Annotated in this window: 29 protein-coding genes and 4 tRNA genes; 26 read left to right on the top strand and 7 right to left on the bottom strand. The window is 64.6% G+C overall.

All coding sequences use genetic code 11. The annotated features are described in order from the left end of the window. Positions 1-242: 242 nt before the first annotated feature. The 10 genes from CH283_RS19870 (at position 243) to CH283_RS19825 (ending at position 8,316) form a co-directional block, all read left to right on the top strand. Complete coding sequence (locus CH283_RS19870) at positions 243-1,361, top strand: tyrosine-type recombinase/integrase (protein WP_255183270.1); 1,119 nt, start codon at positions 243-245, stop codon at positions 1,359-1,361. A 254-nt stretch (positions 1,362-1,615) separates the two neighbouring features. Then, positions 1,616-1,780, top strand: a complete 165-nt coding sequence (locus CH283_RS19865) for a helix-turn-helix domain-containing protein (RefSeq protein WP_094641974.1) — start codon at positions 1,616-1,618, stop codon at positions 1,778-1,780. A gap of 236 nt (positions 1,781-2,016) precedes the next feature. Next, positions 2,017-4,455, top strand: a complete 2,439-nt coding sequence (locus tag CH283_RS19860) for a bifunctional DNA primase/polymerase (protein ID WP_094641972.1) — start codon at positions 2,017-2,019, stop codon at positions 4,453-4,455. A gap of 217 nt (positions 4,456-4,672) precedes the next feature. Next, positions 4,673-4,921 (top strand): WhiB family transcriptional regulator, encoded by a 249-nt coding sequence (locus CH283_RS29065; RefSeq protein ID WP_094641970.1) that lies wholly within the window; start codon positions 4,673-4,675, stop codon positions 4,919-4,921. After that, the gene (locus tag CH283_RS19850) at positions 4,914-5,528 is read left to right on the top strand and encodes a hypothetical protein (protein WP_094641968.1); all 615 of its coding nucleotides are present in this window, start codon (positions 4,914-4,916) and stop codon (positions 5,526-5,528) included. Before CH283_RS29065 ends, CH283_RS19850 begins: the two co-directional genes overlap by 8 nt. Then, positions 5,510-5,938, top strand: a complete 429-nt coding sequence (locus CH283_RS19845; protein WP_094641966.1) for a helix-turn-helix domain-containing protein — start codon at positions 5,510-5,512, stop codon at positions 5,936-5,938. Before CH283_RS19850 ends, CH283_RS19845 begins: the two co-directional genes overlap by 19 nt. A gap of 17 nt (positions 5,939-5,955) precedes the next feature. Further along, positions 5,956-6,564 carry a hypothetical protein gene (locus CH283_RS19840; RefSeq protein WP_141215332.1) on the top strand — a complete coding sequence of 203 codons (609 nt, stop codon included), beginning with the start codon at positions 5,956-5,958 and terminating at the stop codon, positions 6,562-6,564. Positions 6,565-6,570: 6 nt separating this feature from the next. Next, entirely contained in the window at positions 6,571-6,948 is a 378-nt protein-coding gene (locus tag CH283_RS19835; RefSeq protein WP_094641962.1) for a capsid cement protein, read from the top strand. A 15-nt stretch (positions 6,949-6,963) separates the two neighbouring features. Further along, a complete protein-coding gene (locus CH283_RS19830) occupies positions 6,964-7,863 on the top strand; it encodes a major capsid protein (protein ID WP_094641960.1) in 900 nt (299 codons plus the stop codon). A gap of 6 nt (positions 7,864-7,869) precedes the next feature. Beyond that, the gene (locus CH283_RS19825; protein WP_094641958.1) at positions 7,870-8,316 is read left to right on the top strand and encodes a phage protease; all 447 of its coding nucleotides are present in this window, start codon (positions 7,870-7,872) and stop codon (positions 8,314-8,316) included. A 397-nt stretch (positions 8,317-8,713) separates the two neighbouring features. On the opposite strand, the gene CH283_RS19820 is transcribed toward CH283_RS19825, so the two are convergent. The 6 genes from CH283_RS19820 to CH283_RS19795 form a co-directional block, all read right to left on the bottom strand. Further along, entirely contained in the window at positions 8,714-8,902 is a 189-nt protein-coding gene (locus CH283_RS19820; RefSeq protein ID WP_094641956.1) for a hypothetical protein, read from the bottom strand. 45 nt (positions 8,903-8,947) lie between these two features. After that, positions 8,948-9,166 (bottom strand): helix-turn-helix domain-containing protein, encoded by a 219-nt coding sequence (locus tag CH283_RS19815; RefSeq protein ID WP_094641954.1) that lies wholly within the window; start codon positions 9,164-9,166, stop codon positions 8,948-8,950. A gap of 168 nt (positions 9,167-9,334) precedes the next feature. Next, positions 9,335-10,126: a hypothetical protein gene (locus CH283_RS19810; protein WP_094641952.1), complete on the bottom strand. Its 792-nt coding sequence runs from the start codon at positions 10,124-10,126 to the stop codon at positions 9,335-9,337. A gap of 155 nt (positions 10,127-10,281) precedes the next feature. Next, positions 10,282-10,356: transfer RNA gene (locus CH283_RS19805), tRNA-Val, on the bottom strand. 37 nt (positions 10,357-10,393) lie between these two features. Continuing rightward, positions 10,394-10,464: transfer RNA gene (locus CH283_RS19800), tRNA-Cys, on the bottom strand. Between the two features lie 17 nt (positions 10,465-10,481). Beyond that, a tRNA-Gly gene (locus tag CH283_RS19795) sits at positions 10,482-10,553 on the bottom strand. Positions 10,554-10,795: 242 nt separating this feature from the next. On the opposite strand from CH283_RS19795, the gene CH283_RS19790 reads away from it, so the two are divergent. The 9 genes from CH283_RS19790 (at position 10,796) to pdxS (ending at position 18,970) form a co-directional block, all read left to right on the top strand. Then, a tRNA-Val gene (locus CH283_RS19790) sits at positions 10,796-10,867 on the top strand. A gap of 116 nt (positions 10,868-10,983) precedes the next feature. Continuing rightward, entirely contained in the window at positions 10,984-11,385 is a 402-nt protein-coding gene (locus CH283_RS19785; RefSeq protein ID WP_068050610.1) for a TIGR02611 family protein, read from the top strand. A 102-nt stretch (positions 11,386-11,487) separates the two neighbouring features. Next, complete coding sequence (gene thrS / locus CH283_RS19780; protein WP_094641950.1) at positions 11,488-13,548, top strand: threonine--tRNA ligase; 2,061 nt, start codon at positions 11,488-11,490, stop codon at positions 13,546-13,548. A gap of 2 nt (positions 13,549-13,550) precedes the next feature. Then, complete coding sequence (locus CH283_RS19775) at positions 13,551-14,093, top strand: HIT family protein (RefSeq protein WP_032397953.1); 543 nt, start codon at positions 13,551-13,553, stop codon at positions 14,091-14,093. Between the two features lie 25 nt (positions 14,094-14,118). Continuing rightward, complete coding sequence (pgsA, locus tag CH283_RS19770; protein ID WP_068050599.1) at positions 14,119-14,802, top strand: phosphatidylinositol phosphate synthase; 684 nt, start codon at positions 14,119-14,121, stop codon at positions 14,800-14,802. Further along, positions 14,799-15,704: a phosphatidylinositol mannoside acyltransferase gene (locus tag CH283_RS19765; protein WP_068050598.1), complete on the top strand. Its 906-nt coding sequence runs from the start codon at positions 14,799-14,801 to the stop codon at positions 15,702-15,704. The genes pgsA and CH283_RS19765 overlap by 4 nt, the downstream gene beginning before the upstream one ends. After that, on the top strand, positions 15,701-16,825 hold the full coding sequence (locus CH283_RS19760) for a glycosyltransferase family 4 protein (RefSeq protein ID WP_094641948.1): 1,125 nt from the start codon (positions 15,701-15,703) through the stop codon (positions 16,823-16,825). Before CH283_RS19765 ends, CH283_RS19760 begins: the two co-directional genes overlap by 4 nt. Beyond that, positions 16,825-17,850 carry an NUDIX hydrolase gene (locus tag CH283_RS19755; protein WP_068050596.1) on the top strand — a complete coding sequence of 342 codons (1,026 nt, stop codon included), beginning with the start codon at positions 16,825-16,827 and terminating at the stop codon, positions 17,848-17,850. The genes CH283_RS19760 and CH283_RS19755 overlap by 1 nt, the downstream gene beginning before the upstream one ends. Before the next feature lie 178 nt (positions 17,851-18,028). Then, positions 18,029-18,970, top strand: a complete 942-nt coding sequence (gene pdxS, locus CH283_RS19750) for a pyridoxal 5'-phosphate synthase lyase subunit PdxS (protein WP_082899040.1) — start codon at positions 18,029-18,031, stop codon at positions 18,968-18,970. Between the two features lie 10 nt (positions 18,971-18,980). Here the strand turns inward: pdxS and CH283_RS19745 are convergent, their stop codons facing one another. Further along, positions 18,981-19,613, bottom strand: a complete 633-nt coding sequence (locus tag CH283_RS19745) for a hypothetical protein (protein ID WP_255183269.1) — start codon at positions 19,611-19,613, stop codon at positions 18,981-18,983. Positions 19,614-19,672: 59 nt separating this feature from the next. Between CH283_RS19745 and CH283_RS19740 the strand changes: the two genes are divergently transcribed. The 7 genes from CH283_RS19740 to yajC all read left to right on the top strand — a co-directional run bounded on the left by CH283_RS19740 (position 19,673) and on the right by yajC (position 24,928). After that, positions 19,673-20,524, top strand: a complete 852-nt coding sequence (locus CH283_RS19740) for an acyl-CoA thioesterase (RefSeq protein ID WP_068050595.1) — start codon at positions 19,673-19,675, stop codon at positions 20,522-20,524. Continuing rightward, on the top strand, positions 20,521-21,123 hold the full coding sequence (pdxT, locus tag CH283_RS19735) for a pyridoxal 5'-phosphate synthase glutaminase subunit PdxT (RefSeq protein WP_094641946.1): 603 nt from the start codon (positions 20,521-20,523) through the stop codon (positions 21,121-21,123). Before CH283_RS19740 ends, pdxT begins: the two co-directional genes overlap by 4 nt. 87 nt (positions 21,124-21,210) lie before the next feature. Further along, positions 21,211-21,969, top strand: a complete 759-nt coding sequence (locus CH283_RS19730) for a YebC/PmpR family DNA-binding transcriptional regulator (protein WP_094641944.1) — start codon at positions 21,211-21,213, stop codon at positions 21,967-21,969. Between the two features lie 107 nt (positions 21,970-22,076). Beyond that, positions 22,077-22,694: a crossover junction endodeoxyribonuclease RuvC gene (ruvC, locus tag CH283_RS19725; RefSeq protein ID WP_094641942.1), complete on the top strand. Its 618-nt coding sequence runs from the start codon at positions 22,077-22,079 to the stop codon at positions 22,692-22,694. After that, on the top strand, positions 22,691-23,296 hold the full coding sequence (gene ruvA, locus CH283_RS19720) for a Holliday junction branch migration protein RuvA (protein WP_068050592.1): 606 nt from the start codon (positions 22,691-22,693) through the stop codon (positions 23,294-23,296). Before ruvC ends, ruvA begins: the two co-directional genes overlap by 4 nt. Positions 23,297-23,350: 54 nt before the next feature. After that, positions 23,351-24,379, top strand: coding sequence for a Holliday junction branch migration DNA helicase RuvB (ruvB, locus tag CH283_RS19715; RefSeq protein WP_176460499.1), 1,029 nt, complete (start codon positions 23,351-23,353; stop codon positions 24,377-24,379). A 138-nt stretch (positions 24,380-24,517) separates the two neighbouring features. Next, a complete protein-coding gene (gene yajC / locus CH283_RS19710) occupies positions 24,518-24,928 on the top strand; it encodes a preprotein translocase subunit YajC (RefSeq protein WP_094641939.1) in 411 nt (136 codons plus the stop codon). Positions 24,929-25,059 lie beyond the last annotated feature (131 nt).

Below are 25,059 nucleotides of genomic sequence, written 5' to 3'. Positions count from 1 at the left end.
ACAATTGATTCGTGAAGCACAAAAAAGACCCCCTCGAAAGGGGGCCTGATTTGTCTTGCTGTGGTGCGCGATACTGGGATTGAACTAGCTACGTGCGTCACTGGGAACACGCCGGCCGACCTGGTAGAAACTAGCCCTGAACTGTATAAATGGCACCCAGTAACGCACGACACGAGCGGACACTTTCGGACACGGATACACTCTCATCTGGCACGTATCTGGCACGAAATGGGAGTCCGGCAGTGGCGAAATCAGCAGGGAAGCGTTCGTTCGGCAGTCTCCGCAAGCTCCCCAGCGGGCGTTGGCAAGCTAGGTACACGGGACCGGATACGCGGGAGTACAAAGCGTCATCCACGTTCGCGGCGAAGATCGACGCCGAAGCCTGGCTGACCGATCGTCGCCGCGAAATCGACCGCGAGTTGTGGTCGCCCCCGACGGACGCTGTCACGTCGAAGGCAAAACCTGTGTCGTTCCGGGAGTACGCAGAAACGTGGCTCGAGCAACGCGACCTGAAGCCACGCTCGCGCGAGCACTATCGAAAACTGCTCGACGTACAAGTTCTGCCCGGCCTGGGTTCGCTGCCGTTGGCGTCGATAACGCCCGACGACGTTCGCGCGTGGCACGCGAAGCTGGACGCCGCCACGCCGACGCTCCGAAGCCACGCCTATGGCCTCGTTCGGACGATCCTGGCCACGGCGGCCAACGATGGGAAGATCACGAACAACCCGGCCCACATTCGTGGGGCCGGATCTGCCAAGAGAGTCCACAAAATCCGGCCCGCGACACTGCCGGAACTGGCGACGATCACCGAGGAAATGCCGAAACAGTGGGCGGCCATGATCCTGTTCGCCTCGTGGCTCGCGATGCGCTTCGGAGAAATCACGGAGCTGCGGCGCGGAGACGTCGACCTCACGGACGAGGTGATTCGGATCCGGCGGGCAGTGGTGCGTGTCGACGGTCAGTTCGTCGTCGGTGACCCGAAATCGGAAGCCGGTACACGCGACGTCGCGATACCTCCGCACTTGGTTCCGGCCATCGAGTCACACCTGAAAGATCACGTCGGACCCGGCAAAGATGCCCTGCTGTTTCCAGCCGTGAACGGCGGCCATCTGCAGCCGTCCACGTTGTACCGGAGGTACTACGCCGCACGGGCGAAAGCCGGGCGTGACGATCTTCGATTCCACGACCTACGCCATTCCGGGGCCGTCCTCGCCGCAGCCACCGGGGCTTCGTTGGCCGAGCTGATGGGCCGCCTTGGGCATTCGACGCCGGCCGCTGCGTTGCGCTATCAGCACGTCGCCGGTGGCCGCGACAAAGCAATTGCGGCTGCACTATCTGCTCTTGTCAGTCCGAATAAGTAGTGTTGACCTAGACTAATTCGATTGCACCGCAACGTATGTCAGTCGCATCTCGATGCGGGACACAGCTGGACATGGGGAGACCGATCAGGTAGAAATTAGGTGCGGCGGGGATGACGTCCCCGAAACTCTCGACACGGAGTTAACGACTCCACACGGTCACGAACGAACGCCACGAACGGCCCTCGTCCCTCTGACCCACCGGAGATACCGTGTCCACCAACCGCACTAGGCCGGTTCGCGTACGTCGTGAACTGATGACGCAAGCGTCCGCCGCCCAAGAATTAGGCGTGACGGTCCGAACAATTCGCCGCTGGATCGCCGCCGGAAAATTGCGCGCAGTCCGTATCGGCGGTCGCGAGATTCGTATAGATCCCGCTGACCTCGACGCCTTCCTGACCCCAGTCGGTGGTGCTCGATGATCATCACGGAAGCGGCGGCGGCCCACCTGCCGGTCCATGTGGACCAAGCCTGTCGACATGGTGTGCCTACTGAACGCATGGTTTACGTGGCGAACGGGCTCTGGGTGCGTCGCGAAAGTTCCAATTCGGTTGTTGCTGTTGGTGTCTCGTGAAACGGAAAAACCCCCGCGGCGCGACTCGCGAGGGATCCCGAAACAACAAAACTGGCACTCACACCACGGCAAGGATACCGCAAAATGATTGGATCTGACGCGCTCGAATCTGTGATGGGTAGTCGGGCCGCGGCGGACAAACACGATCTGGCTCCGTACATTCGCGCCCTGGCGAAGGCAGACGGCCACGTGTTGTTCCTGGCACCGAAAACCAAGAAACCGCCGCTGGACATGCGCACCGCGGCACAGAAGCGCACCGACAACGCCGACGCCCAGGAAGCGGCGAAGGCCCGCGGCGTCGTGGCGTATCAGAAGGTGAAGGCACCGGAGGGCGTCTACCTTGCGACGAACGACGCTGCTCGCCTCGCGCGTCAGTTGACACGCGCAACGAAACAATACGGTGCCGATCAGATAAATCTAGGTCTGGCGCTCGAACCGTCCAGGCTCGTCGTCGTGGACGCCGACACACCGGAACAGGTGAACGGATTCGCCCAGGCATGGCGCGACGGCACCGGGACCGAACTGCACGACCCGACAGTCCGAACTCCCGGCGTCGTGCACCCGGAGACAGGGGAGCGGATCCACCACGGCGGCGGACATTGGTACTTCCGTGTTCCCGACGGTGTCACCGTAGCGGCGTACGAGGCGTCGACAAAGTGGGTCGCGAAGGTGAAGGGCTACGTCGTCGTGCCGCCGTCCACGCGGGCGGAAGGGGCATACACCTGGACTGGTTCCGGGATCCCGGAGCTACCGCCATTCCTTCGCGATCTGACAGCGCCGAAGGTTCGCAGCACCGACCCGCGCCCGCACGGCAGTTCGCCGATTGATGTCTGGGGCGACGCGACGGAGTGGGCGGCGTTGTTCGAACCGTACGGGTGGACGCCGTACCAACCGGACAACTGCGGATGCCCAACGTGGACGAGGCCGGGGGGCGTAGCCGACGATGCGCGCAAGTCGATCACTGCGCACCATCCCGGTTGCTCGCAAACCGACAACGGACATGCGCACCTGTGGTCTGACAGCACGCAGGCAGAGTGGGGCGGCCGCAGCCGCGGCTATTCGAAGATTCAGGTAGCCGCACACCTGGGCTACGGCGGCGACGTCGCGGCGGCGTGCGCAGCGTTGGGGATCCCGGACAACGAGCACAGCGCCGACGCGTTCGCCATGGACACGGTGTCGTCGGATCCGTACGACGAAGCCTTGGAACTGGCTGTCTTCGAATACTCCGAGGTCACGAAACACATCCGGGATCAGGCACGGGACCGGCTCGTCAGTCCGTGGTCGGCCCTGTTCGTTGCGCTCATGCACGCGATTCTGTCGATCCCGTACTGGGTCCGTTTGCCGGCCATTGTCGGCGGCGAAGCGTCGTTCAATTCCATGTTGGCGCTCGTCGGCGGGTCAGGCGGCGGCAAGGGCGTTTCCGACTCCGTGACCGACTTCGTCCAGTTCGTGGACGATCCGATGGCGGCTCGGTTCGACGGAACCGATCAGACGATGGCGGATGCGGTGACTGCGATCGCTCCGGGATCCGGGGAAGCCTTGTCTGTGGCGTTCCGGGATCTGCGCGACGTCGTGACGACGGACGACAAGGGCAAAGAGATCCGGACAAAAAAGTTCGTGACGATTCGGCGCGCGGCCTTGTTCTCGTTCGCGGAGGTGGATTCGACAACCGCACTGATGCAACGAAATTCGTCCACGTTGTCAGCGGAACTCCGGAAGATGTGGGACGGAAAGTCGATCGGCGTCCATACGAAAACAGTCGAACGCCGATCGTCGGTTGAAGCCTTTTCGTACCGGGCCGCGGCGACGTTCGGCGTCCAGCCGGAGCGGGCCGAGGCATTGCTGGACGGCGAAGACGGCGGACTACCGCAGCGCCTTTTGTGGGCGGGCACGGCTGACCCACACATTCCCGACGATGACGGCGAAGGGGAGCGGTCGAAGCTGGACGTACCCATACCGGGCTGGGGACGCCCCAGCGATGGCTACGTGACCATGACTGTCGCCCAACCGATCCACGATCAGATCCGACGGGACCGCCGGGCGGTGCTGAAGGGTACGAAGGGCGCTCTGACCGGTCTGCACAGCCACCGGAACCTAGTCCGGCTGAAACTGGCCGCTGCCGTGGCGGTATTGCATGGACGCGGCGACGTCAGCGAAGCGGACTGGGAGTTCGCCGAAGCGCTGCTGACCCACAGTGACCGCGTGCGGGCGTCGGTACAGCGTGCCGTGGGAGACGCCGCCAAACAGCGGTCCACGGCCCGTGGCGTGGCGGACGCACACCGGGAGCAGGGCAGGGCGGCGGAGACGTCGCGGCGCATTCAGAAGGCCGCAGACGGTACGGCGGCATGGCTTCGCAAGCGTCCCGCGGGTCCAGTGACGCGCGGCGACATTCAGCGCGCCGCCAAATCGGGTTCGGATCGGCGGCTGTATCTAGATGAATGCCTGACGGCGCTGATTGATGACGGGGTAATCCGCGTCGTCTCGAACAGCGATCCGGCGACGTACGAGTTGGTGACGAGATGATGCCATTACCGAAGCCTGGTGTGGACCCTGTGGACCTGTGGACCGTACCCGTCTGTGTCCCAGAAAACAGACATACCCGTGATTCAACTAATAGATATAGATATATGTATCTACCTGCCGTTTTGCCCGTTGGCTTGGGAAATTTTCTAGGACGGGTTTTTTCCACTCTGACTTGGGTCCACAGGTCCACGAGGTACACAGTCGCCGGAGCTGCGCAATGAGCGGCGACTGGCGGTCACGCGCCGCTTGCCGTGGTTTGCACACCGTCTTCGATCCGGCCAACGAGGGCGAACTACGGGCATCGGTCGCCGCCCGCCACGAACAAGCAATCAGGGTCTGTGGCCGCTGTCCGGTGCTGGCCGACTGTCAACAGTTCGCGCGCTCGACTCCGCGCCGCTTCAGGCTGGGAGTCCTGGCCGGACATGTCTACCAACACTCAACCTCGAAGGACGAAGCTGATGACTGAACAATCCGACGGCCCACTGTTCGACCTCCCGGCTTCGGCCGCCGATCCGCAGGGCTACCGCGACGCCGCGGCCCGTGTTGCGGTGATCCGAGAACGGAGTCGCCCCGCACAGGTGCGGAGAGCTGCACGAAAGGCGTATTGGGATGCGCTCGAACGTTCACTGACAGTCGCAGCGACAACCGATGCGAGGCTGTCACAGGTCGCTGTACGCGAAGACGCGCCGATCGGATTGCTACAGGACCGCGTGGACGCCCGGTTGACGGTCGCGCTCATCAGTTGGTTGTTGCGGCGTCATCCACTGGTCACGGTCGATGACCGGGAAGGGCCGCCGGCGTGGACTGCGGCGGCCCAGGGATCGGAACTTGTCGGTGATCCGCCTTCGGGCGTCACCGATTCACCGACTGACGACCCGGCCTGCCTGGCAGCGTTCGACGGCTTCGGTCTCAACCACTCGCAGCGTGTTCGTCGGATCGACCGCGAATACTCCCGTTGGGTGGGTGACTGGATTGCGACGCCGGAATCGGAACTTCGTTCGAGTGTGGGGAACGCGCTTCGCAACGTCGGTGCAGCGCAACGGGCAATCGATGAGTGGACGGCGGAACAGTGATCCAACGAATCGACAACGGCGCGGTGATAATTTCGCGCCACGACGCCGGGCTGGCGCTGATCGCTATCGACGCGTTGGCGGACGCTCGTCAGCCGACACCGCTGCACCCTTCGCTGCACGGACTCCGTAACGAGCTGGAAGCGGCAATGATGGACCCGGCTTCGGCTGACGTGAACGCAAGTCGAAACGCAAGAACGCAAGCGGCGCAGATGGTTTCATTGTCCGCTGTGTCAAAGTCGGCGCATGACCACGAGTTCGACACGCGCGAAGTCGCCGAACTGCTCGGCTGTACTACGGCCAACGTTCGTGACCTCCGCACGCGTGGGAAGCTGCCCGGACGTCGCCACGGGGGGCGCTGGTACTTCGCGTCCGGTCCCGTCATTGCATACGCTTCTGACCGCGATCGGTAGCGCGATCGGTGGCCGCCGTGCCTAGGCCGGATCTGCGCACAGTCCGCGGAGTCGAGCTGATCCGCGTCGGTAGGTGGAAGATTTCTACCGGCGTGTGGAACGTGACTGCGGCGGATCTGCACGCCGCTGTCGCCGCTCGTGCCGCTGGCGTTGGCCGGACTCCGATCGTGAAGATCGGACATGTCGATCCGCGTTACGACGGCGATCCGGCGCTGGGACAGATCGCGAACCTGAAGATCGTGGACGACGGCCAGACCCTCGTCGGTGATCTCGTGAACGTGCCGGCCGCGATTGCCGCCGCCATGCGCACGGCCTGGCCGCAGAGGTCGGTGGAGGCGTTCACGAACTACGAGGCCGCTGACGGTAGCCGCCACGCATTGGTGCTCGATGCGGTCGCCCTGCTGGGTGCTACGGCCGCGGGTATTCCGACGCTCCGCGGCCTGGACGACGTGGTTCAGCTCTACAGCGGAGGCCGCCACGCCGCGGCTGGCCGTGGCCAGCTGGTCCGGGCGTCGGTCGGTCGGTCCGCCCCAACACCTGCACAACGCACAGCCGTTCGTGCCGCCGCGTCACGGCGTCGCGCTCGTCGTGCGCAGTCCGTTATCGATTCGCTCGAAGGGAAGTAATCCGACATGGGAAATCTCACTGTCGATCGGTACGCACCCGGTCAGGATCTGTCGGCCGTCGCGTCGGCTCCGGTGACCGCTGGCCGGTTCGCGAAGATCACCGGAAACCGCGGCGCGTCCGGAGGCATTCCTGTAGCTCACGCCGACGCTGGCGGCCGGATCGCCGGAGTCGTGAAGTACGACGCCCTGTCCGGTGGCCCGGTCAGTCTGGCCCGTGGTAACTCCCGCGTGGTGAAGGTGAAGGCGTCCGGGGCGATCGCCGCGTTTGCGGAAATCCAGGTGGGCGCTGACGGCCAGGCTGTCACGCTGTCGTCCGGGAAGGCTGTCGGCTACGCGTTGTCCGCCGCCGCGTCCGGTGCCGCCGTCGAAGTTTCGTTGTACTAGAAAGGATTTGGCGACATGCCCAGCATTCTTCAGCCCACCCTGTCCGGGACCGGACAGGGCCAACAGATCACCGTTCCCATGGCCCTTCAGCGCCCGGAGCTGATCGCCTTCCGCGTGGCGGAGCTGGCGGAACCGGAACTGGTCCTGGACAAGTTCTTCACGCCCGGTCCGGCGCCGGTCGGTGGCTCGTACCTGTTCGTTCAGGCGAAGGCCGCGGATAAGTTCCTGGCCGACGGAGCCGACGTCGAAGCGCGAACCGAAGGAAGTGAATACCCGATCGTGGACGGCGTGGACCCTGACGTCCGCCAGGCCTTGGTCGAGGACTTCGGCGGCGCGTTCCCGGTTACCGACGCCCAGGAGACGCGGAACCTGACGTCGTACCTGAACGCCCAGGTGCAACAGCTCACGAATTCAATCGTCCGCAAGTTGAACAAGTCAGCCATGGACGCGGTGGAAGCCGTGATCGGTGCCGAACAGACGATCGCCGGTCAGTCTTGGGAAAACCTCGTGATCGTCGGCCCGGCCGATTCGATCACTCCGGCGGCGCTTCGGCCGTCGGCGGACATTTCGGCGGCGCGTCTGCACGCGGAACTGAAGGAACTGGGGACGGTGTTCGATCTGTTGGTCGTCCACCCGAATCAGGCACACGCGCTTCGGTCATCGTACGGCGAACAGTTGGACGCCATGCTGAAGTCGGCGGACGTCGAACTGTTCAGCACGCCGCGGATCACGGCCGGTACAGCGTTCGTCGTGCAGAAGGGCGGCCTGGGCAAGGTCGGTTTCGAAACTCCGCTGACGGTGGAGACCATCCCGGACCGTCGTAAGCGCCAGCACTACGTCCAGGGCTATGCGAATCCGTATTTCGCTCCGGAGAAGCCAGACGCCGTGGTCAAGATCATTGGACTGGAAGGCTAGAAAGACATGGAATTTACACCCGAACAGCTCACCCGGTTGCTCGAAGCATTGGGACTGAAGCCGGACGAGACCGACCCCGAAGTGGTGGTCCTGGCTGTCGAGGATCTGGCTACGGCTCCGGTCGATGCCGCGGCCGTGGCTGCGAAGACAGGCGGCCTCGTAATCGACCCGGCCGTTTACGAGACGCTGAAGGCCGAAGCCGAACGTGGCCGAACCGTCGCCGCCGCCGCTGCCACACGTGAACGCGAACAAGCCGTGAACGCCGCCGTGTCCAAGGGCGCAATTCCTCCGGCGCGTAAGGCGCACTGGATGACCGTTCTGGAAGCGGATCCGACTATGGCGAAGGTGTTGGCGTCGATGCCCAACGTGATCCCCCTCGAGGAACTGGGCCACAGCGACCCCGGCGTGAACTACCCCGACGGCCTGCCGCTGCCGTCGAACGTCTCGTGGTGATCGCACAAGCTCCGCTGTCAGTGTTCGTCTTTCCGGACCGCTGACAGCGGTAGCGCCGCCGGGGAATGGGTTTGCTTCCGTTTCCCCTGGTGCCCCTGGCGGCGCATCCGGAGCGGCCGCCGCGTTGTTCCACCAACGCGGCGGCCGCTCCCACGGCCCCGACTCCCGGCGTCTTTGCTTCCACTTCTTCGCCACGGAGCCGGGGCCGTCCCACGTCCAGGCCCAGGCCGCTGACAAGGGGTATGCGGACACGCTGCCGGGCTTAGGCCTCTGACCAGGGGATTTATTGAGGGGGAGGGGGTGGACACTCAGCAGGTAGTGTCCGTGATCTATACGCGCGGTACCGCCGGGGGTCGGGTGGGGGACTAATACCCCAATGCTGTTGTGCAGCAACAGGTTACGAGGACCGAAGTTGATAGATTCGCGCCCGCGACAGGCCGGTGGCTTCGGCGATGTCCTGCCAGCTCTCACCGTCGGCGAATGCGCGACGGATCCGGTCACGGATCTGTCGGCTCGTCCGGCCCTGCAGATCGGCCAGGGTCGTCTGTTCGCGGGCCAGTTTCCGGTAATCCGACGCCAGGGTCATGGTCCCAGTCTAGTGGTACTAGAACGATGATGACCTGGTCTGTCGCTATCCCAGATCTTCCGGTCGGCATCCCAGCACACGGGCAAGTGGCACGTCGACATCGGTGGTCAAGATCGTTTCGGGATCGTCCAGCAACGACTTCAGGTTGCGGATGCCGGATCGGGCGGCGACTTCGTCCACCGACAACCCGGATTGCTCGATCCGCTGACGGATCCGATCGGCGGGTGTGGCGGGGACAGGCGGAGGTTCGATGATCGGTTCCATGCAAGCGATCGAACCATGGCACGGGGATAAATTGTGGCTATCCGTCAGCGTCTTCCCGGCGCAGGAAGCCCCCATGGGTCGGAATTGATCTGAACCCACTCGGCATTTGCGTCCTGCTGGAACACTCGCCATCCCCGACTCCCATGCGCCCATCGATCACGTCGGGCCTCAACCAGTCGTTTTTTGGTGAAGGTCCGCGGGGGGATCGATGCCGGGTGTGGGATGGAATGACTGCTTCCATTCCTGCCACCGCAGCCGTTCACTTTGTGCCAATGCGTATTCGAGATCGGAAAACTTGAAGTCGGAAAGCTCCGGGTCGAGTTCAATGTGGATGGTGTCCCAGAACCACTGGAAGAACTCCCGCACGGCAGTCGAGTAGCTTGCGATCGCTGGGAGAAATTCCACCCACTCGTCGTGGCTGTTTATGTACGTCTTGGCCGCTGACGTCCACTTCTTGTAGCGCCGCAATTTCGCCTTGTTGAGTCGAAGCTCGTTTTGGTGAACCACATCGGAGCCCGCTGTCCATGAAATTCTGGTGGACGTGGTGGGAACCGGAAGTGCGTAGTGGAGCGTGTAGTTCCTCAGGTTTTGGATGAACGCGACCGGTGGCGGCCCGAACACTCGCGTGGCTTCCGGGGTGTAGACAGCTTTTTCCCACTCCGATCGATCATTCGAGTCGCGGTCTTTCCAGATCCTTCGATGAATTGCTCGGTGGGTGTCTCGCAGTGAACCCACGGACGCCAGATAGTTGTGGAGCAGTCGAACCAGCTCGGGCTCGAATTTGTCGCCCAGGTTGCCTGCCATGGCATCGGTTCCCAGGAAACCTGCGACGTGGCGCTGTAGCTCGTTCGAGTTCCCGCTGAACACGGCGGATGCGCGGTTGAGTGCCGCGAAGTGTTCCGCCATCGGGCGACCAGGCATCGCGGCCACTAACGGTTTCAGCCGTTCGTCGTTGTCCATGTTTGCGTTGACCCCCCGCCTTCGACCTAGCTTGCGGTGAGGACGGTACCGATATAAGGGCCGTCGTGACACACAGGCACGCCGAAGGATCTGGCACGTATCTGGCACAAAGCAAATCAGGCCCCCTCGAAAGGGGGCCTGACCTGGTCTGACTGTGGTGCGCGATACTGGGATTGAACCAGTGACCTCTTCCGTGTCAGGGAAGCGCTCTCCCGCTGAGCTAATCGCGCGTGTCCTCGCAACGGTCTTGCGACCGATGCACTAGCGAGGTGGAGACGGGAATCGAACCCGTGTGCACGGCTTTGCAGGCCGTTGCCTCACCACTCGGCCACTCCACCATGGGTCGAGACCCTCGAGCGGATGACGGGATTCGAACCCGCGACCCTCACCTTGGCAAGGTGATGCGCTACCACTGCGCCACATCCGCATACCCCGGAGGCGCTCACTGCTGGGCAGTTGTTGTCTCCGTGGTGCGGGGAAAACATTAACCCAACGGGAGTGAAACTCACAAATCTCGTGGTCAGCCCCGGAATTGGCACGATCGACGCTGTGAAAGATGTGAAAGCAGAGGCGATGGGAGCTCTGCGAAGGCGGTCCGTGGACGAATTCGGTGATCGGGCAGGCGATTCGGTTCGTCGCGGCACCTCGTGTTAGTGTTTTGCCTCGTTCGGTCCCGTGGCTCAGTGGGAGAGCGTCCGCTTCACACGCGGAAGGTCGCTGGTTCGATCCCAGCCGGGACCACAGAAAAGAAGGCCCGCACCGCCCGTCGGTGCGGGCCTTCTTGCGTTCGAGGCCGGTAGCCTGAGCCGGTGAGCACCGAAGAATCGAAGCCGCAGGCCGTCGCCGACCAGGGTCCGATGGACACAGCAAAGGTGAAGCACCGTCGCTTCCGGGCGCGCATCGCCGAGAACAAGTCCCTCGATCTCGCGTACCGAATCACGGTCGGTGTCGTCGGAACAGTGGTGTTGGTGCTGGGTGTACTCGCCATTCCCTACCCGGGGCCCGGCTGGTTGATCGTGTTCGCGGGCCTGGGCATCCTGGCGTCGGAATTCGCATGGGCCAAGAGTGCGCTGCGGTTCGTCCGCAAGAGATACGACGCATTCATGGCGTGGTTCTCGAAGCAATCGATGTTCGTCAAGGGTCTCGGAGTTCTGTTCACCACGGTCGTCGTGCTGGCGACGCTGTGGCTGCTCGGCACGTTCGCGTTGGTCGGGGGCTGGATCGGACTCGAGTGGACGTGGCTCGAGAGCCCGATCTGACGTCACCCGTCGCGCTGAGGCCAATCGAGTGGACCGTTGCCGATAGGCTGTCGGAGGCCTTCCTGGCCAGAAGAATCGATCGAGGAGTACATCGCTGTGAGCATGCCCGTTGTCGCCGCCGTTTCGCCCGCCCGCATCATGGTGCCGGCCGGAACGACGGCAGGTACGGCGCTCCGCGAGACCGGCCTGCCCAACAAGGGACCCGACGCAGTGGTCGTGGTACGCGATCCCGACGGCAAGCTCCGTGACCTGTCGTGGGCACCGGAGGGCGACACCGAGGTCGAGCCCGTTCCGGCGAACACCGAGGACGGACGAAGCGTCATCAGGCACTCGGCCGCGCACGTGTTGGCGCAGGCCGTTCAGGAGCTCTTTCCCGACGCCAAGTTGGGCATCGGACCGTTCATCAAGGACGGCTTCTACTACGACTTCGACGTGAAGCAGCCGTTCACTCCCGAGGATCTGACGGCACTCGAGAAGAAGATGAAGCAGATCGTCAAAGCCGGACAGCGTTTTTCGCGTCGGGTCTACGAGTCGGTGGAGCAGGCCCGCGAGGAGTTGGCCGGCGAGCCGTACAAGCTCGAGCTGATCGACGACAAGTCCGGTATCGAGGATCCCGAGGTCATGGAGGTCGGTGGGGGAGAGCTGACCGCCTACGACAACCTCAATCCCCGGACCGGCGAGCGCATCTGGGGCGATCTGTGCCGCGGACCGCACATCCCCACCACCAAGTACGTGCCCGCGTTCAAGCTCACCCGTAGTTCGGCTGCGTACTGGCGCGGCAATCAGGACAACGCCGGACTGCAGCGCATCTACGGAACTGCGTGGGAATCCACCGAAGCGCTCGACGCGCATCTCGAACTGCTGGCCGAGGCGGAGCGTCGCGATCACCGCAAGCTCGGCTCCGAGCTGGACCTGTTCAGCTTTCCCGACGAACTGGGCTCCGGTCTGCCGGTGTTCCATCCCAAGGGTGGCATCATCCGGAACGAGCTGGAGAACTACTCGCGGCAGCGGCACATCGAAGAGGGCTACGAGTTCGTCAACACCCCGCACATCACCAAGGGCCATCTCTACGAGGTCTCCGGTCACCTCGACTGGTACCGGGACGGCATGTTCCCGGCGATGCACCTGGACGCCGAGCTCGACGAGAACGGTGACGTGCGCAAGCCCGGCCAGGACTACTACCTCAAGCCGATGAACTGCCCGATGCACAACCTGATCTTCCGTTCCCGCGGCCGCTCGTACCGAGAACTGCCGTTGCGTTTGTTCGAGTTCGGCTCGGTCTACCGCTACGAGAAGTCCGGCGTCATCCACGGTCTCACCCGCGTGCGCGGCATGACCCAGGACGACGCGCACATCTTCTGCACCCGCGAGCAGATGCGGGGCGAGCTCACCAGCACCCTCGAATTCGTTCTCGGGCTGCTCAAAGACTACGGCCTCGACGATTTCTATCTCGAACTCTCCACTCGCAACCCGGAGAAGTCGGTCGGCAGCGACGAAGTCTGGGAAGAGGCAACCAACACCCTCGCCGAGGTGGCGGCGGCGTCGGGCCTGAACCTGGTGCCCGATCCGGGTGGTGCCGCGTTCTACGGACCGAAGATCTCGGTGCAGGCCAAGGATGCGCTGGGGCGTACCTGGCAGATGTCGACCATTCAGCTCGACTTCAACCTCCCCGAGCGCTTCGAGCTCGAATACACCGGCTCGGGCGGAACCAAGGAACGCCCGGTGATGATCCACCGGGCTCTGTTCGGTTCCATCGAGCGCTTCTTCGGGGTGCTCACCGAGCATTACGCGGGCGCGTTCCCGGCCTGGCTCGCACCGGTTCAGGTCGTCGGCATCCCGGTTGCCGAGGTCTACCAGGATCACTTGTTCGCGGTGGTGAACGAACTGAAGAAGCGTGGAGTGCGCGCCGAGGTCGATGCCAGCGACGATCGGATGCAGAAGAAGATCTTCAACCAGACGGCGCAGAAGGTCCCCTTCATGCTTCTCGCCGGCGAACGCGACGTCGAAGCCGGAGCCGTGAGCTTCCGATTCCGGGACGGCACCCAGGTCAACGGCGTCCCGGTGGCGCAGGCGATCACGATCGTGACCGACTGGATCTCTCAGCGCAACAACGCATCACCGACCGCCGAGCTCGTGCAGACCGACCCCGCAGGAGTGAGCTGATCATGTCGGAACAGGACGAGTCGATCGTCGTCACCGGGGCCGGTGAGCCCGATCGGCTGCAGCGACTGTGGACACCGCACCGGATGTCCTACATCGCCGAGGCTCCGCAGGGCTCGGCGAAGTCGAACGAGCCGTTCTCCGACATTCCCAAGATGAGCGACGAGGACGGACTCGTCGTCGCACGAGGCGAATCGGTGTACGCGGTACTCAACCTGTACCCCTACAACCCCGGCCACGCGATGATCGTGCCGTACCGCCGCGTCGCGGCACTGGAAGACCTCACACCTGCGGAGAGCGCCGAGTTGATGGCATTCACGCAGCAGATGATTCGCGTCATCAAGCGAGTGTCACGTCCGCACGGCTTCAATGTCGGACTCAATCTCGGTGCTGCCGCAGGCGGATCGCTGGCCGAGCACCTGCATCAGCACATCGTGCCCCGGTGGGGCGGCGACGCGAACTTCATCACCGTGATCAGCGGTGCGAAGGTGATGCCGCAGTTGCTCCGTGACACTCGGGCCCTGCTCGCGTCGGCCTGGAACGAATGAACCACAGGCGAGAGGAGCACGCGCCGTGCTGAGCATTTTCGGCCGTGCGCCGGTGTCGAAGGTGACCGCGCCGCTCGGGCGTGCCCTCAACAGCACCGGGCTGACCCCCAACTCCGTGACGATCATCGGCACCGTCGTCACCGTCACGGCCGCGGTCACGATGTACCCCGCCGGCTACCTGTGGTGGGGTTCGGTCGTCATCACCCTGTTCGTGTTGTTCGACATGCTCGACGGGGCCATGGCGCGGGCTCGGGGCGGTGGCACCAAGTACGGTGCCGTCCTCGACGCGACGTGCGATCGAGTGGCCGACGGTGCGATCTTCGGCGGCTTGGCCTGGTGGGCGGTGTACTCCGAGCAGGACAAACTACTGCTCGTTGCCACCCTGATCTGTCTGGTCACCTCCCAGGTGATCTCGTACGCCAAGGCACGCGCCGAGGCCAGCGGACTCTCGGCCGACGGGGGGTGGATCGAACGTCCCGATCGCCTGGTCATCGTGCTCGTCGGTGCCGGATTCACCGGCGTCGGACGGCATTTCGACATTCCGTGGTTGGACAGCGTGATCTACCCGGCGATGTGGATTCTCGCCGTGCTCAGTGTCGTGACCGTGTTCCAGCGCGTTCTCGCGGTCCGCGGATCCGAGGGTGCTCGCGACATCATCGTGCCTCCGGTGGCACCGGCATCCGGCGACGGCGACGTGGCCGCGTCGTGAATCTCTCCGACAGGGCGAGCGACGCGGGCTATGCGGCCGGTTGGCGACTCGTCCGTTCTCTACCCGAGCCGGTGGCGCGACGCCTGTTCGATCGCGGTGCCGACTTCGCAGCGACGCGAGGCGGTGGCCCGGACCAGTTGCGTCGCAATCTCGCTCGAGTCCTGGGGACCACTCCCGCCGAGGTGCCCGACGAGCTGATCCGCGACAGCGTTCGCTCCTACGCCCGTTACTGGCGCGAGGCGTTTCGGTTGCCGTCGATGGATCTTGCTGCGCAGGCCGCCGTCATCGATCGGTGCGTGAACGGCAAGGAACATCTCGAGGGTGCACTCGCCGCCGGTAAGGGAGTGGTGCTGGCATTGCCGCACAGCGGCAATTGGGACATGGCCGGAATGTGGCTGGTGCGCACGCACGGTGGACTCTCGACCGTCGCCGAACGGCTGAAGCCGGAATCTCTGTACCAGCGATTCGTCGCCTATCGGGAGAGCCTGGGCTTCGAGATCTTTCCGCTCAGCGGTGGCGAGCAACCGCCGCTTCTCGCATTGTCCGAGAGACTGCGCCAGAACAAGGTGGTCTGCCTGCTCGGCGAGCGCGACCTCGCCAAGCACGGGGTACCGGTCACCTTCTTCGGTGAACCGACCAGGATGCCCGCCGGTGCCGCGAAACTCGCGATCGACACCGGAGCGACGCTGTTGCCGGTACACGGCTATTTCGACGGCGACGGCTGGGGCTTCGACATTTCGCCTGCAGTGGACGTCTCGGCCGGAGTCGGTCCTGCCACCCAGACGTTGGCCGATCACTTCGCTGCCGGCATCCGAGCGCATCCGGCGGACTGGCACATGCTGCAACCGTTGTGGATGAGCGACTGGTCGGCCGAGCGACGTGCCCGAATCGAGGGCGCGTGAAGATCGGCATGGTGTGCCCGTACTCGTTCGACGTTCCCGGTGGAGTGCAGGCGCACGTTCAGCAGCTGGCCGAGGTGTTCATCGAACGCGGTCATCGCGTCAGTGTCCTGGCTCCGGCGTCGGACGACGTCGAGTTGCCGGATTTCGTGGTGTCGGCGGGCGAGGCGCTCGCCATTCCCTACAACGGATCCGTCGCGCGGCTTCGATTCGGGCCGATCACGTATTCCCGAATCCGTAAGTGGATCTCCGACAACGATTTCGACGTGCTGCACATCCACGAACCGAACGCGCCCAGCCTGTCGATGTTGGCGCTCAAGGCCGCGGACGGACCGATCGTGGCAACCTTCCACACCTCGACGACGAAGTCCTTGGTGCTCAGCACCTTTCAGGGTGTGCTGCGGCCGTATCACGAGAAGATCAGCGGACGTATAGCTGTCTCGGAACTCGCCCGACGCTGGCAGGTCGAGGCCCTCGGCTCCGACGCCGTCGAGATCCCCAACGGAGTCGACGTTCCTGCCTTCGCCGACGCCCCTGTCCTGGAAGGCTATCCACGTGCCGGTCGCACGGTGCTCTTCCTCGGCCGCTTCGACGAACCACGCAAGGGAATGGCGGTCCTGCTCGGGGCACTGCCCACCCTCGTCGAATCCCATCCCGACATCGAGATCCTCATCGTCGGCCGCGGCGACGAGGACAAGCTCCGCAAGGACGCAGGCGCACTCGCCTCGCACCTGACGTTCCTGGGGCAGGTGGACGATGCGACCAAGGCATCGGCGATGCGCAGCGCCGACGTCTACTGCGCACCCAACCTCGGCGGTGAGAGCTTCGGCATCGTCCTCGTCGAGGCCATGGCCGCCGGAACTCCGGTGGTGGCAAGCGAACTCGACGCATTCCGGCGGGTGCTCAAGGACGGCACCTGCGGACTGCTGGTTCCGATCGACGATTCCGATGCCGTCGCCGCCGCAGTGACCGCGATCCTCTCCGACGACACCGTTCGTGCTCGCCTCGTCGATGCCGCCTCGGTCGCCGTGGCCGCCTACGACTGGCCCGTCGTCGCCGAGCAGATCCTGCGGGTCTACGAAACCGTCACCCTCGGGGGCCAGAAAGTGCGGGCGGCGAACTGATGACCCTCTCGGCGCTCACGATCCTGGTACTCGGTCTGGTCGCGGTACTGATTCTCGTCGTCGGCCTGTGGGCGTACGGCACGGCGAACCGACTGGACCGCTTGCACGTGCGTACCGACCTTGCCTGGCAGGCACTCGATGCAGCACTGGCCCGCCGTGCCGTCGTCGCGCGAGCGGTGTCCGCTGCCACCCGCGACACGGCCTCGGCGAGCAGAGAACTCGCCGCACTGGCCGATCGGGCCGAACGCGCCGACCGGTCGCAGCGGGAAGAGGCCGAGAACGCGGTGTCCATGGCTCTTGCCGTCGTCGAGCCGAACGCCCTGCCCCCGCAACTGGTCGCCGAACTGGCCGACGCCGAGGCCCGCGTGCTGATCGCACGGCGCTTCCACAACGACGCCGTCCGGGACACTCTGGCGCTGCGGGTCAGACGCCCGGTCCGGTGGTTGCATCTGGGTGGTACCGCGGCCCTGCCGTCGTATTTCGAGATCGCCGAGCGGTCTGCTGCCGCGACGTTCGGCAGCGAGAACAGAGCCACTCCGCGAACATCCGCTCGGGTGGTGCTGCTCGACGAACGGGGCCGCGTTCTGCTGTTGCGCGGACACGATCCGACGGTGCCCGACACCTTCTTCTGGTTCACCATCGGTGGGGCAGTGGAGAAGGGCGAGTCGCTCCGCGAAGCAGCGGTGCGCGAGGTGCACGAGGAAACCGGCCTGACCGTCGCGGCGGCAGATCTGCGCGGTCCACTGTGGCGACGGGTTGCCACGTTCCCGTTCAACGGAACCCTGATCCGTTCCGAGGAACTGTTCTTCGCGATCCGGACGCAGGAGTTCGAGCCCCACAGCGCCGGGTTCACCGATTTCGAGCGCCGCACCGTGACGGGCCACCAGTGGTGCACCGAGGCCGACATCCGTGCGCTCAGCGCAGTCGGCGAGAACGTCTATCCCCAGGACCTCGCGGAACTGCTGGACGAGGTCAATGTGGCTCTCGCGCGCCGCGGCGACCCGGACGTGCGCGCTATCCGCTAGCAATCTGGACCCTTTTCGAGCAGTCCAGCAATCGTCAAGTGGTTATGGGAAACCCTCGCCGGAGGGCCTACAGTTCTGGGCGCGACTTCGCGCCGCGCGTGATCGATTGCGCGACTGGACGTGGTCGCACATATCAGTCCGGAGCGCCACGAACGGTGCCCAGAACACAGGAGTCGGCTTGAGTACCCCACACGCATCCACTACACCCGCTGGATCTGCCGAAGGCGGGTCGGGCGAGAACGGAATCGGCACCGCGCGCGTCAAGCGGGGGATGGCCGAGATGCTCAAGGGTGGCGTCATCATGGACGTGGTCACCGCCGATCAGGCCAAGATCGCCGAAGACGCCGGAGCAGTGGCCGTCATGGCCCTCGAGCGCGTCCCCGCCGACATTCGCGCTCAGGGTGGGGTGTCGCGCATGAGCGATCCCGACATGATCGACAGCATCATCTCCTCGGTCAGCATCCCGGTGATGGCGAAAGCCCGCATCGGCCACTTCGTCGAAGCGCAGATTCTGCAGAGCCTCGGCGTCGACTACATCGACGAGTCCGAGGTGCTCACCCCGGCCGATTACGCCAACCACATCGACAAGTGGAACTTCACCGTTCCCTTCGTCTGTGGTGCCACCAACCTGGGTGAGGCGATGCGTCGAATCACCGAGGGAGCGGCCATGATTCGCTCCAAGGGCGAGGCCGGAACCGGCGACGTCTCGAACGCGACGACGCACATGCGCAAGATTCGCGACGAGATCCGTCGCCTCACCTCGCTTCCCGAGGACGAGCTGTACGTGGCGGCGAAGGAACTGCAGGCCCCGTACGACCTCGTCGTCGAGGTCGCCCGGGCCGGCAAACTGCCCGTCACACTGTTCACCGCCGGCGGCATCGCCACTCCCGCGGACGCAGCGATGATGATGCAGCTCGGTGCCGAGGGCGTGTTCGTCGGATCGGGAATCTTCAAGTCCGGCAACCCCAAGGAGCGCGCCGAGGCGATCGTCAAGGCCACCACGTTCTTCGACGACCCCGATGTGCTCGCCAAGGTCTCGCGCGGTCTCGGTGAGGCAATGGTCGGCATCAACGTCGACGACCTCCCCGTCGGACACCGTCTCGCCGAGCGTGGCTGGTGACGGTTCTGCGTCAGTAGCGTTCGAGTGCCGGGCGGTCGGGATGGTCCCATCGGACCAGAAAATCCGGCCGCTCGGCCGAGCCGTCGAGGCTCTCGTAGTACTCGAGCAACGGGGCGCAGGTCCACTGATCGGGGGCGCTCGTTCTGCGGCGTAAAGCGTTCGCGGACAGGCGTAGCTGCACCGACAGACCGACGTTCAATCCCCGTCCGAGCAGCATGGGTCCCGCGATCAGGACGATCTGATTCGCCGCCGCCGAGGTTGTGCGGGCCCGAGCCGAGCGGTCGGTGGCCTCATCCCACAGTCGCGGTAGAAAGTGACCTCCGCCACCGGGTCCCAGCGGGGCGATGACTTCTCGAACCAGGGCGTCGTAGTCGAACCACAGTGTGCGATAGCTCAATTCGTCGGTCCGCGAGTATTCGAATCGAATGGACGCAGGTCGGACGTAGTCGTGCAGGTCGACGACGGCAGCCGGACGGCCCCGAGAGCGGGCGTGTTCGGCTGTGCGCGTGGCGAAGTCGACCGGTCGCGCGGCATCGGCACCGTCGATCACGACGATCGAGCGGGCACCGTCCGGGCACGAATCGACGATCGACTCGACGAGAAGATCGGGAAATATCGGCATCGGTTGACCCACACCGACCATCTTGCCTGGTCCATCCATTGTTAGCCTGAGCCGTTGTCACAGAAAGGTGGACACCAGCCATGGCCAGCATCGAGGACATTCTCGAATTGGAACGGATCGAGAACGACATCTATCGGGGACGGACTTTCCCTTCTCGGTTGCCCCGTACGTTCGGCGGTCAGGTGGCGGGCCAGGCGCTCGTCGCGGCGGTGCGCACAGTGGCTCCCGAGTTTCGTGTGCACTCGCTGCACGGCTACTTTCTGCGTCCGGGCAATCCGAACGAACCGGCCGTCTTCATGGTCGATCGGATCCGCGACGGCCGGTCGTTCTGCACACGCCGCGTCACCGGAATTCAGCACGGCAAGGCGATCTTCACGATGTCTGCCTCGTTCCACGGCGACGACGACGGCATTTCGCACCAGGACGTCATGCCCGAGGTCGTCGGACCGGACAGCCTGCCCGATCCCACCACCCTCGCCGAATACGACCACTCGTACTACAAGGAGTGGTCGGAATGGGACATCCGTCTCATTCCCGAAGACCAGACCGTCAAGCATCCCAGTTTCGCTGCGCAGCAACGTGTGTGGTTCCGCTACCGCGATACGTTGCCCGACGATCAGGTGTTCCACGTCTGCGCACTCGCGTACATGAGCGACATGACGTTGATCGGCTCCGCCAAGGTGCCGCACCCGGACGCCGTCACCCAGACGGCCTCGCTCGATCACGCGCTGTGGTTCCTGCGGCCGTTCCGGGCAGACGAATGGTTGCTCTACGACCAGACGTCACCGTCGGCCGATTTCGGCCGGGCACTGGCTCAGGGGCGAATTTTCGACACGTCCGGACGCATGGTTGCCGCGGTGGTGCAAGAAGGGCTGATGCGTTACGAGCGGGACCCGGACGCGCCTCATGTCGATCCCTTCGGCCGCAAGTGACCGCTCCGACCATCGGTGTTCTCGCGCTGCAGGGCGACGTTCGCGAACACCTGGCTGCGCTCGAGTCGAGCGGTGCGCGCGGAGTCACCGTGCGGCGTCCTGCCGAACTGGCGCAGATCGACGGACTGATCATCCCCGGCGGGGAGTCGACGACCATGAGCAACCTGCTCGGCGTGTTCGAGCTCCTCGATCCGCTGCGTGCGCGGTTGGCCGAGGGACTGCCCGCCTACGGATCCTGTGCGGGCATGATTCTGCTGGCGTCCGAGATTCTCGACACCAGGCCCGACGCCCGACATCTGGATTGCCTCGACATCACCGTGCGGCGCAACGCTTTCGGTCGTCAGGTCGATTCGTTCGAGACCGATCTCGACGTCACCGGTATCGACGGTGGGCCGGTGCGGGCGGTGTTCATTCGCGCGCCGTGGGTCGAGCGGGTGGGCGAGCACGTCGAGGTGCTCGCCACCGTGCCGCACGGACCGGCCGCCGGACGCGTGGTGGCCGTTCGCCAGAACTCCGTTCTCGCGACGAGTTTTCACCCCGAGGTCACCGGCGACGATCGAGTGCACGCACTCTTCGTCGACATGGTGCGAAGCCGCTAGAACCTTCGACGGTCGGTCGGTGCCGAGCGCGGAACCGGGCGAGTAAAGTCGACAACACTGATTTCGAGCAGGAAGGGGCCCTATCGCATGAGCGGCCACTCAAAATGGGCCACCACCAAGCACAAGAAGGCGGTGATCGACGCCCGACGTGGCAAGTCTTTCGCCAAGCTCATCAAGAACATCGAGGTGGCAGCCCGGACGGGTGGCGGTGACCCCACCGGCAACCCGACGCTCTTCGACGCCATTCAGAAGGCGAAGAAGACCTCGGTGCCCATCGACAACATCGAGCGGGCGCGCAAACGAGGTGCAGGCGAGGAGACCGGCGGGGCCGATTGGCAGACCATCATGTACGAGGGCTACGGACCCAACGGTGTTGCCATCCTCATCGAGTGCCTCACCGACAACCGCAACCGCGCCGCAGGCGAGGTTCGCGTTGCGATGACCCGTAACGGCGGGAACATGGCCGACCCGGGTTCGGTGTCGTACCTGTTCTCGCGCAAGGGTGTGGTGACCCTGGAGAAGAACGGTCAGAGCGAGGACGACGTCCTGATGGCCGTTCTCGAAGCCGGTGCCGAGGAAGTCAACGACAACGGCGACACGTTCGAGGTCGTCAGCGAGCCGACCGACCTGGTCGCCGTGCGCACCGCGTTGCAGGAGGCCGGAATCGACTACGACTCGGCCGAGGCGAGCTTCCAGGCGTCGGTGAACGTCCCGGTCGACGCGGACGGTGCACGCAAGGTGTTCAAGCTCATCGATGCACTCGAAGACAGCGACGACGTGCAGAACGTGTGGTCCAACGTCGACCTCTCCGACGAGGTCATGGCCGAGCTCGACGCCGAGGACTGACGCCCCTCGCATCCGACGACGTGATCGACCGGGTGTCGTATCCCTGATCCGACGGTGGGCTCCGCTACGCTATCGAACAACAGTTCGTAAGCGGAAGGTGTGGTGGCGTGCGGGTGATGGGTGTCGACCCCGGTCTCACCAGGTGTGGGCTCAGTCTGATCGAGGGCGGTGTAGGCCGAACGGTGGTCGCGCTCGATGTCGATGTGGTGCGAACGCCTGCGGACATGGACCTCGCGCAGCGTCTGCTGCGCATTTCCGAGGCGGCGGAATACTGGCTCGATACCCACAAGCCCTCGGTGGTGGCGATCGAGCGAGTGTTTGCCCAACACAACGTTCGTACGGCCATGGGCACGGCCCAAGCCGGTGGCGTCATCGCTCTCGCAGCGGCGAGGCGCGGCGTCGCCGTCTGCTTTCACACTCCCAGTGAGGTCAAGGCGGCCGTCACGGGCAACGGTTCGGCCGACAAGGCTCAGGTGACCGCCATGGTCATGCGCATTCTCGGTCTGCAGACTGCACCGACTCCCGCCGACGCGGCCGACGCATTGGCCCTCGGTATCTGTCACTGCTGGCGAGCACCCATGATCGCCCGGATGGCGAAAGCCGAAGCCATGGCCGCCGAGCAGAAACGCAAGTACGACGCGCGTCTGGCCGAGGAGCGCAAGGCTCGCGCCGTCGTGGCACGCAGGATCGAGAAGATGGCCAAGAAGGAGGCGGGCGCACGATGATCGCGTCGATCAGGGGTTCGGTGGTGGACATCGCGCTCGATCACGCCGTGCTGGAGGCCGCGGGCGTCGGGTACCGGGTCAACGCCACTCCGGCGACGTTGGCCACGCTGCACCGGGGGAGCGAAGCGACCCTCCTGACGACCATGATCGTGCGCGAGGATTCGCAGACGCTGTACGGGTTCCCCGACAAGGAGTCGCGTGAGCTGTTCGAGTTGCTCCTCACCGTGACCGGCGTCGGCCCGCGAATTGCCATGGCGACTCTTGCCGTACACGAGCCCGATGCGCTGCGAACTGCGTTGGCGGACAGTGATATCGGAGCTCTGACCAGGGTGCCCGGTATCGGGAAGCGCGGCGCGGAGAGAATGGTCGTCGAGTTGCGCGACAAGGTCGACGCGGTGGTCGGACGCGCCGGAAGCGCAGCCGTGCCCGGGTCCGGTGCCGGCAACTCGATGCGAGACCAGATCGTCGAAGCGCTGATCGGTCTCGGATTCCCCACCAAGCAGGCCGAGGAAGCCACCGACGCGGTGCTCGCCCAGCAGCCCGAGGCCACGACGTCGACCGCGTTGAGGTCGGCGCTGGCGTATCTCGGAAAGTCCAGGTAGGCCCGGGTGACCGAGGACGACCAGTTCTCCGAATCCCAGGTCGGTGCGGACGCGATGTCCGACGATCTGGATGTCGAGACGAGTCTGCGTCCGAAGAATCTCACCGATTTCATCGGTCAACCGCGCGTGCGAGAGCAGCTCCAGCTCGTGTTGTCGGGTGCCAAGATGCGCGGCGGCACCCCCGATCACATCCTGATGTCCGGTCCGCCGGGACTCGGCAAGACCAGCATGGCAATGATCATCGCCGCCGAGCTGGGAACCTCGCTGCGGCTCACGTCGGGTCCGGCGCTCGAGCGGGCAGGCGATCTCGCGGCGATGCTCAGCAATCTCGTCGAGGGGGACGTGCTGTTCATCGACGAGATCCATCGCATCGCCCGCCCGGCCGAGGAGATGCTGTACCTGGCGATGGAGGATTTCCGCGTCGACGTCATCGTCGGCAAGGGGCCGGGAGCGACGTCGATTCCACTCGAGGTGGCACCGTTCACCCTCGTCGGTGCCACCACCAGGTCGGGTGCGCTCACCGGGCCGCTGCGAGATCGCTTCGGATTCGTGGCGCACATGGACTTCTACGAGCCCAGCGAACTCGAGCGCATCCTCATGCGGTCGGCGGGAATTCTGGGCGTACCGATCGACCGGGACGGCTGTGCGGAAATCGCCGGGCGTTCGCGCGGCACCCCCAGAATCGCGAACCGACTGCTTCGGCGAGTTCGCGACTACGCGGACGTGCGCGGCGACGGCACCGTCACCCAGGACACCGCGAAGGCCGCCCTGGTGGTCTACGACGTCGACAAGCTCGGGCTCGACCGACTCGACCGCGCGGTACTCAGCGCGCTCATCCGAAGCTTCGGCGGTGGGCCGGTGGGTGTATCGACACTGGCCGTCGCCGTGGGCGAGGAACCGTCGACGGTCGAGGAAGTGTGCGAGCCGTTTCTGGTGCGTGCCGGAATGATCGCCCGCACCCCCCGCGGGCGCGTGGCGACCGCTTCTGCGTGGCAACACCTCGGTCTGACACCGCCACCGGACCTCGCAGTGGGTGGAATTTCGGTCCGATCCTCGGAGGTCCAGCAGGGATTATTCGAGTGAATCGGGCACAACAGGACACGAACGGACCGGACCGGTTCCAGGTAATGGCACACTGGGTAGCTGCGAGGCCCGCACCGGCGGCGTTCTCGCACGAGACAATGACGTATATCGAACCCGACTTCGAGGACTGACCTTCCGATGGATTTGCTGTTTCCGCTGCTGATCGTGGCCCTTCTGGTACCGCTGTTTCTCAATGCGCGTCGACAGAAGAAGGTGTTGGCCAAGACCACGGAAATGCAGGACTCGCTGAAGATCGGCGACGAGGTCGTCACCACCGCCGGTCTGTACGCCCGCGTCGTCCTGGTCGAGGACGACACGATCGACCTCGAGATCGCCGACGGCGTCATCACCACGTGGTCGCGCGCAGTCGTGCGTGAGGTGCTGCCCGACGATTCCGAGTTCGACGACACCGACATCGACGCCACCACCGAGGCGGACATCGCGGCCCTCGGCTCGAACAACACCGCGGGACCGTCGCTGAGCAAGACAGACGCGGCCCGGCCGGACGAGACCGTCGAGCAGACGGCGAAGAGGCTCGAAAAAGAGTGAGCTCGATGTGATCGACGACCGCTGTCGGAGACAGTATCCGGCAGCGGTTTTCTCTGCGGTGACCGATGTGGTGCACAATCGCACCGCTCACCGCTGACACAGCGGGCCGCCAGGCCCTGCAGGAACCGACA

The organism is Rhodococcus sp. 05-2254-2 (assembly GCF_002259095.1).
Lineage (GTDB): Bacteria > Actinomycetota > Actinomycetes > Mycobacteriales > Mycobacteriaceae > Rhodococcoides.
This window is presented reverse-complemented; position numbering and strand designations above follow the sequence as displayed.

Bases quoted from the DNA above. Each gene is read 5' to 3' on its own strand.
- CH283_RS19865 (WP_094641974.1), top strand. From the start codon at position 1,616: ATGACGCAAGCGTCCGCCGCCCAAGAATTAGGCGTGACGGTCCGAACA.
- CH283_RS19860 (WP_094641972.1), top strand. From the start codon at position 2,017: ATGATTGGATCTGACGCGCTCGAATCTGTGATGGGTAGTCGGGCCGCG.
- CH283_RS29065 (WP_094641970.1), top strand. From the start codon at position 4,673: ATGAGCGGCGACTGGCGGTCACGCGCCGCTTGCCGTGGTTTGCACACC.
- CH283_RS19850 (WP_094641968.1), top strand. From the start codon at position 4,914: ATGACTGAACAATCCGACGGCCCACTGTTCGACCTCCCGGCTTCGGCC.
- CH283_RS19835 (WP_094641962.1), top strand. From the start codon at position 6,571: ATGGGAAATCTCACTGTCGATCGGTACGCACCCGGTCAGGATCTGTCG.
- CH283_RS19830 (WP_094641960.1), top strand. From the start codon at position 6,964: ATGCCCAGCATTCTTCAGCCCACCCTGTCCGGGACCGGACAGGGCCAA.
- CH283_RS19825 (WP_094641958.1), top strand. From the start codon at position 7,870: ATGGAATTTACACCCGAACAGCTCACCCGGTTGCTCGAAGCATTGGGA.
- CH283_RS19820 (WP_094641956.1), bottom strand. From the start codon at position 8,902: ATGACCCTGGCGTCGGATTACCGGAAACTGGCCCGCGAACAGACGACC.
- CH283_RS19815 (WP_094641954.1), bottom strand. From the start codon at position 9,166: ATGGAACCGATCATCGAACCTCCGCCTGTCCCCGCCACACCCGCCGAT.
- CH283_RS19810 (WP_094641952.1), bottom strand. From the start codon at position 10,126: ATGGACAACGACGAACGGCTGAAACCGTTAGTGGCCGCGATGCCTGGT.
- CH283_RS19785 (WP_068050610.1), top strand. From the start codon at position 10,984: ATGGACACAGCAAAGGTGAAGCACCGTCGCTTCCGGGCGCGCATCGCC.
- thrS (WP_094641950.1), top strand. From the start codon at position 11,488: ATGCCCGTTGTCGCCGCCGTTTCGCCCGCCCGCATCATGGTGCCGGCC.
- CH283_RS19775 (WP_032397953.1), top strand. From the start codon at position 13,551: ATGTCGGAACAGGACGAGTCGATCGTCGTCACCGGGGCCGGTGAGCCC.
- CH283_RS19755 (WP_068050596.1), top strand. From the start codon at position 16,825: ATGACCCTCTCGGCGCTCACGATCCTGGTACTCGGTCTGGTCGCGGTA.
- CH283_RS19745 (WP_255183269.1), bottom strand. From the start codon at position 19,613: ATGGTCGGTGTGGGTCAACCGATGCCGATATTTCCCGATCTTCTCGTC.
- CH283_RS19740 (WP_068050595.1), top strand. From the start codon at position 19,673: ATGGCCAGCATCGAGGACATTCTCGAATTGGAACGGATCGAGAACGAC.
- CH283_RS19730 (WP_094641944.1), top strand. From the start codon at position 21,211: ATGAGCGGCCACTCAAAATGGGCCACCACCAAGCACAAGAAGGCGGTG.
- ruvA (WP_068050592.1), top strand. From the start codon at position 22,691: ATGATCGCGTCGATCAGGGGTTCGGTGGTGGACATCGCGCTCGATCAC.
- ruvB (WP_176460499.1), top strand. From the start codon at position 23,351: ATGTCCGACGATCTGGATGTCGAGACGAGTCTGCGTCCGAAGAATCTC.
- yajC (WP_094641939.1), top strand. From the start codon at position 24,518: ATGGATTTGCTGTTTCCGCTGCTGATCGTGGCCCTTCTGGTACCGCTG.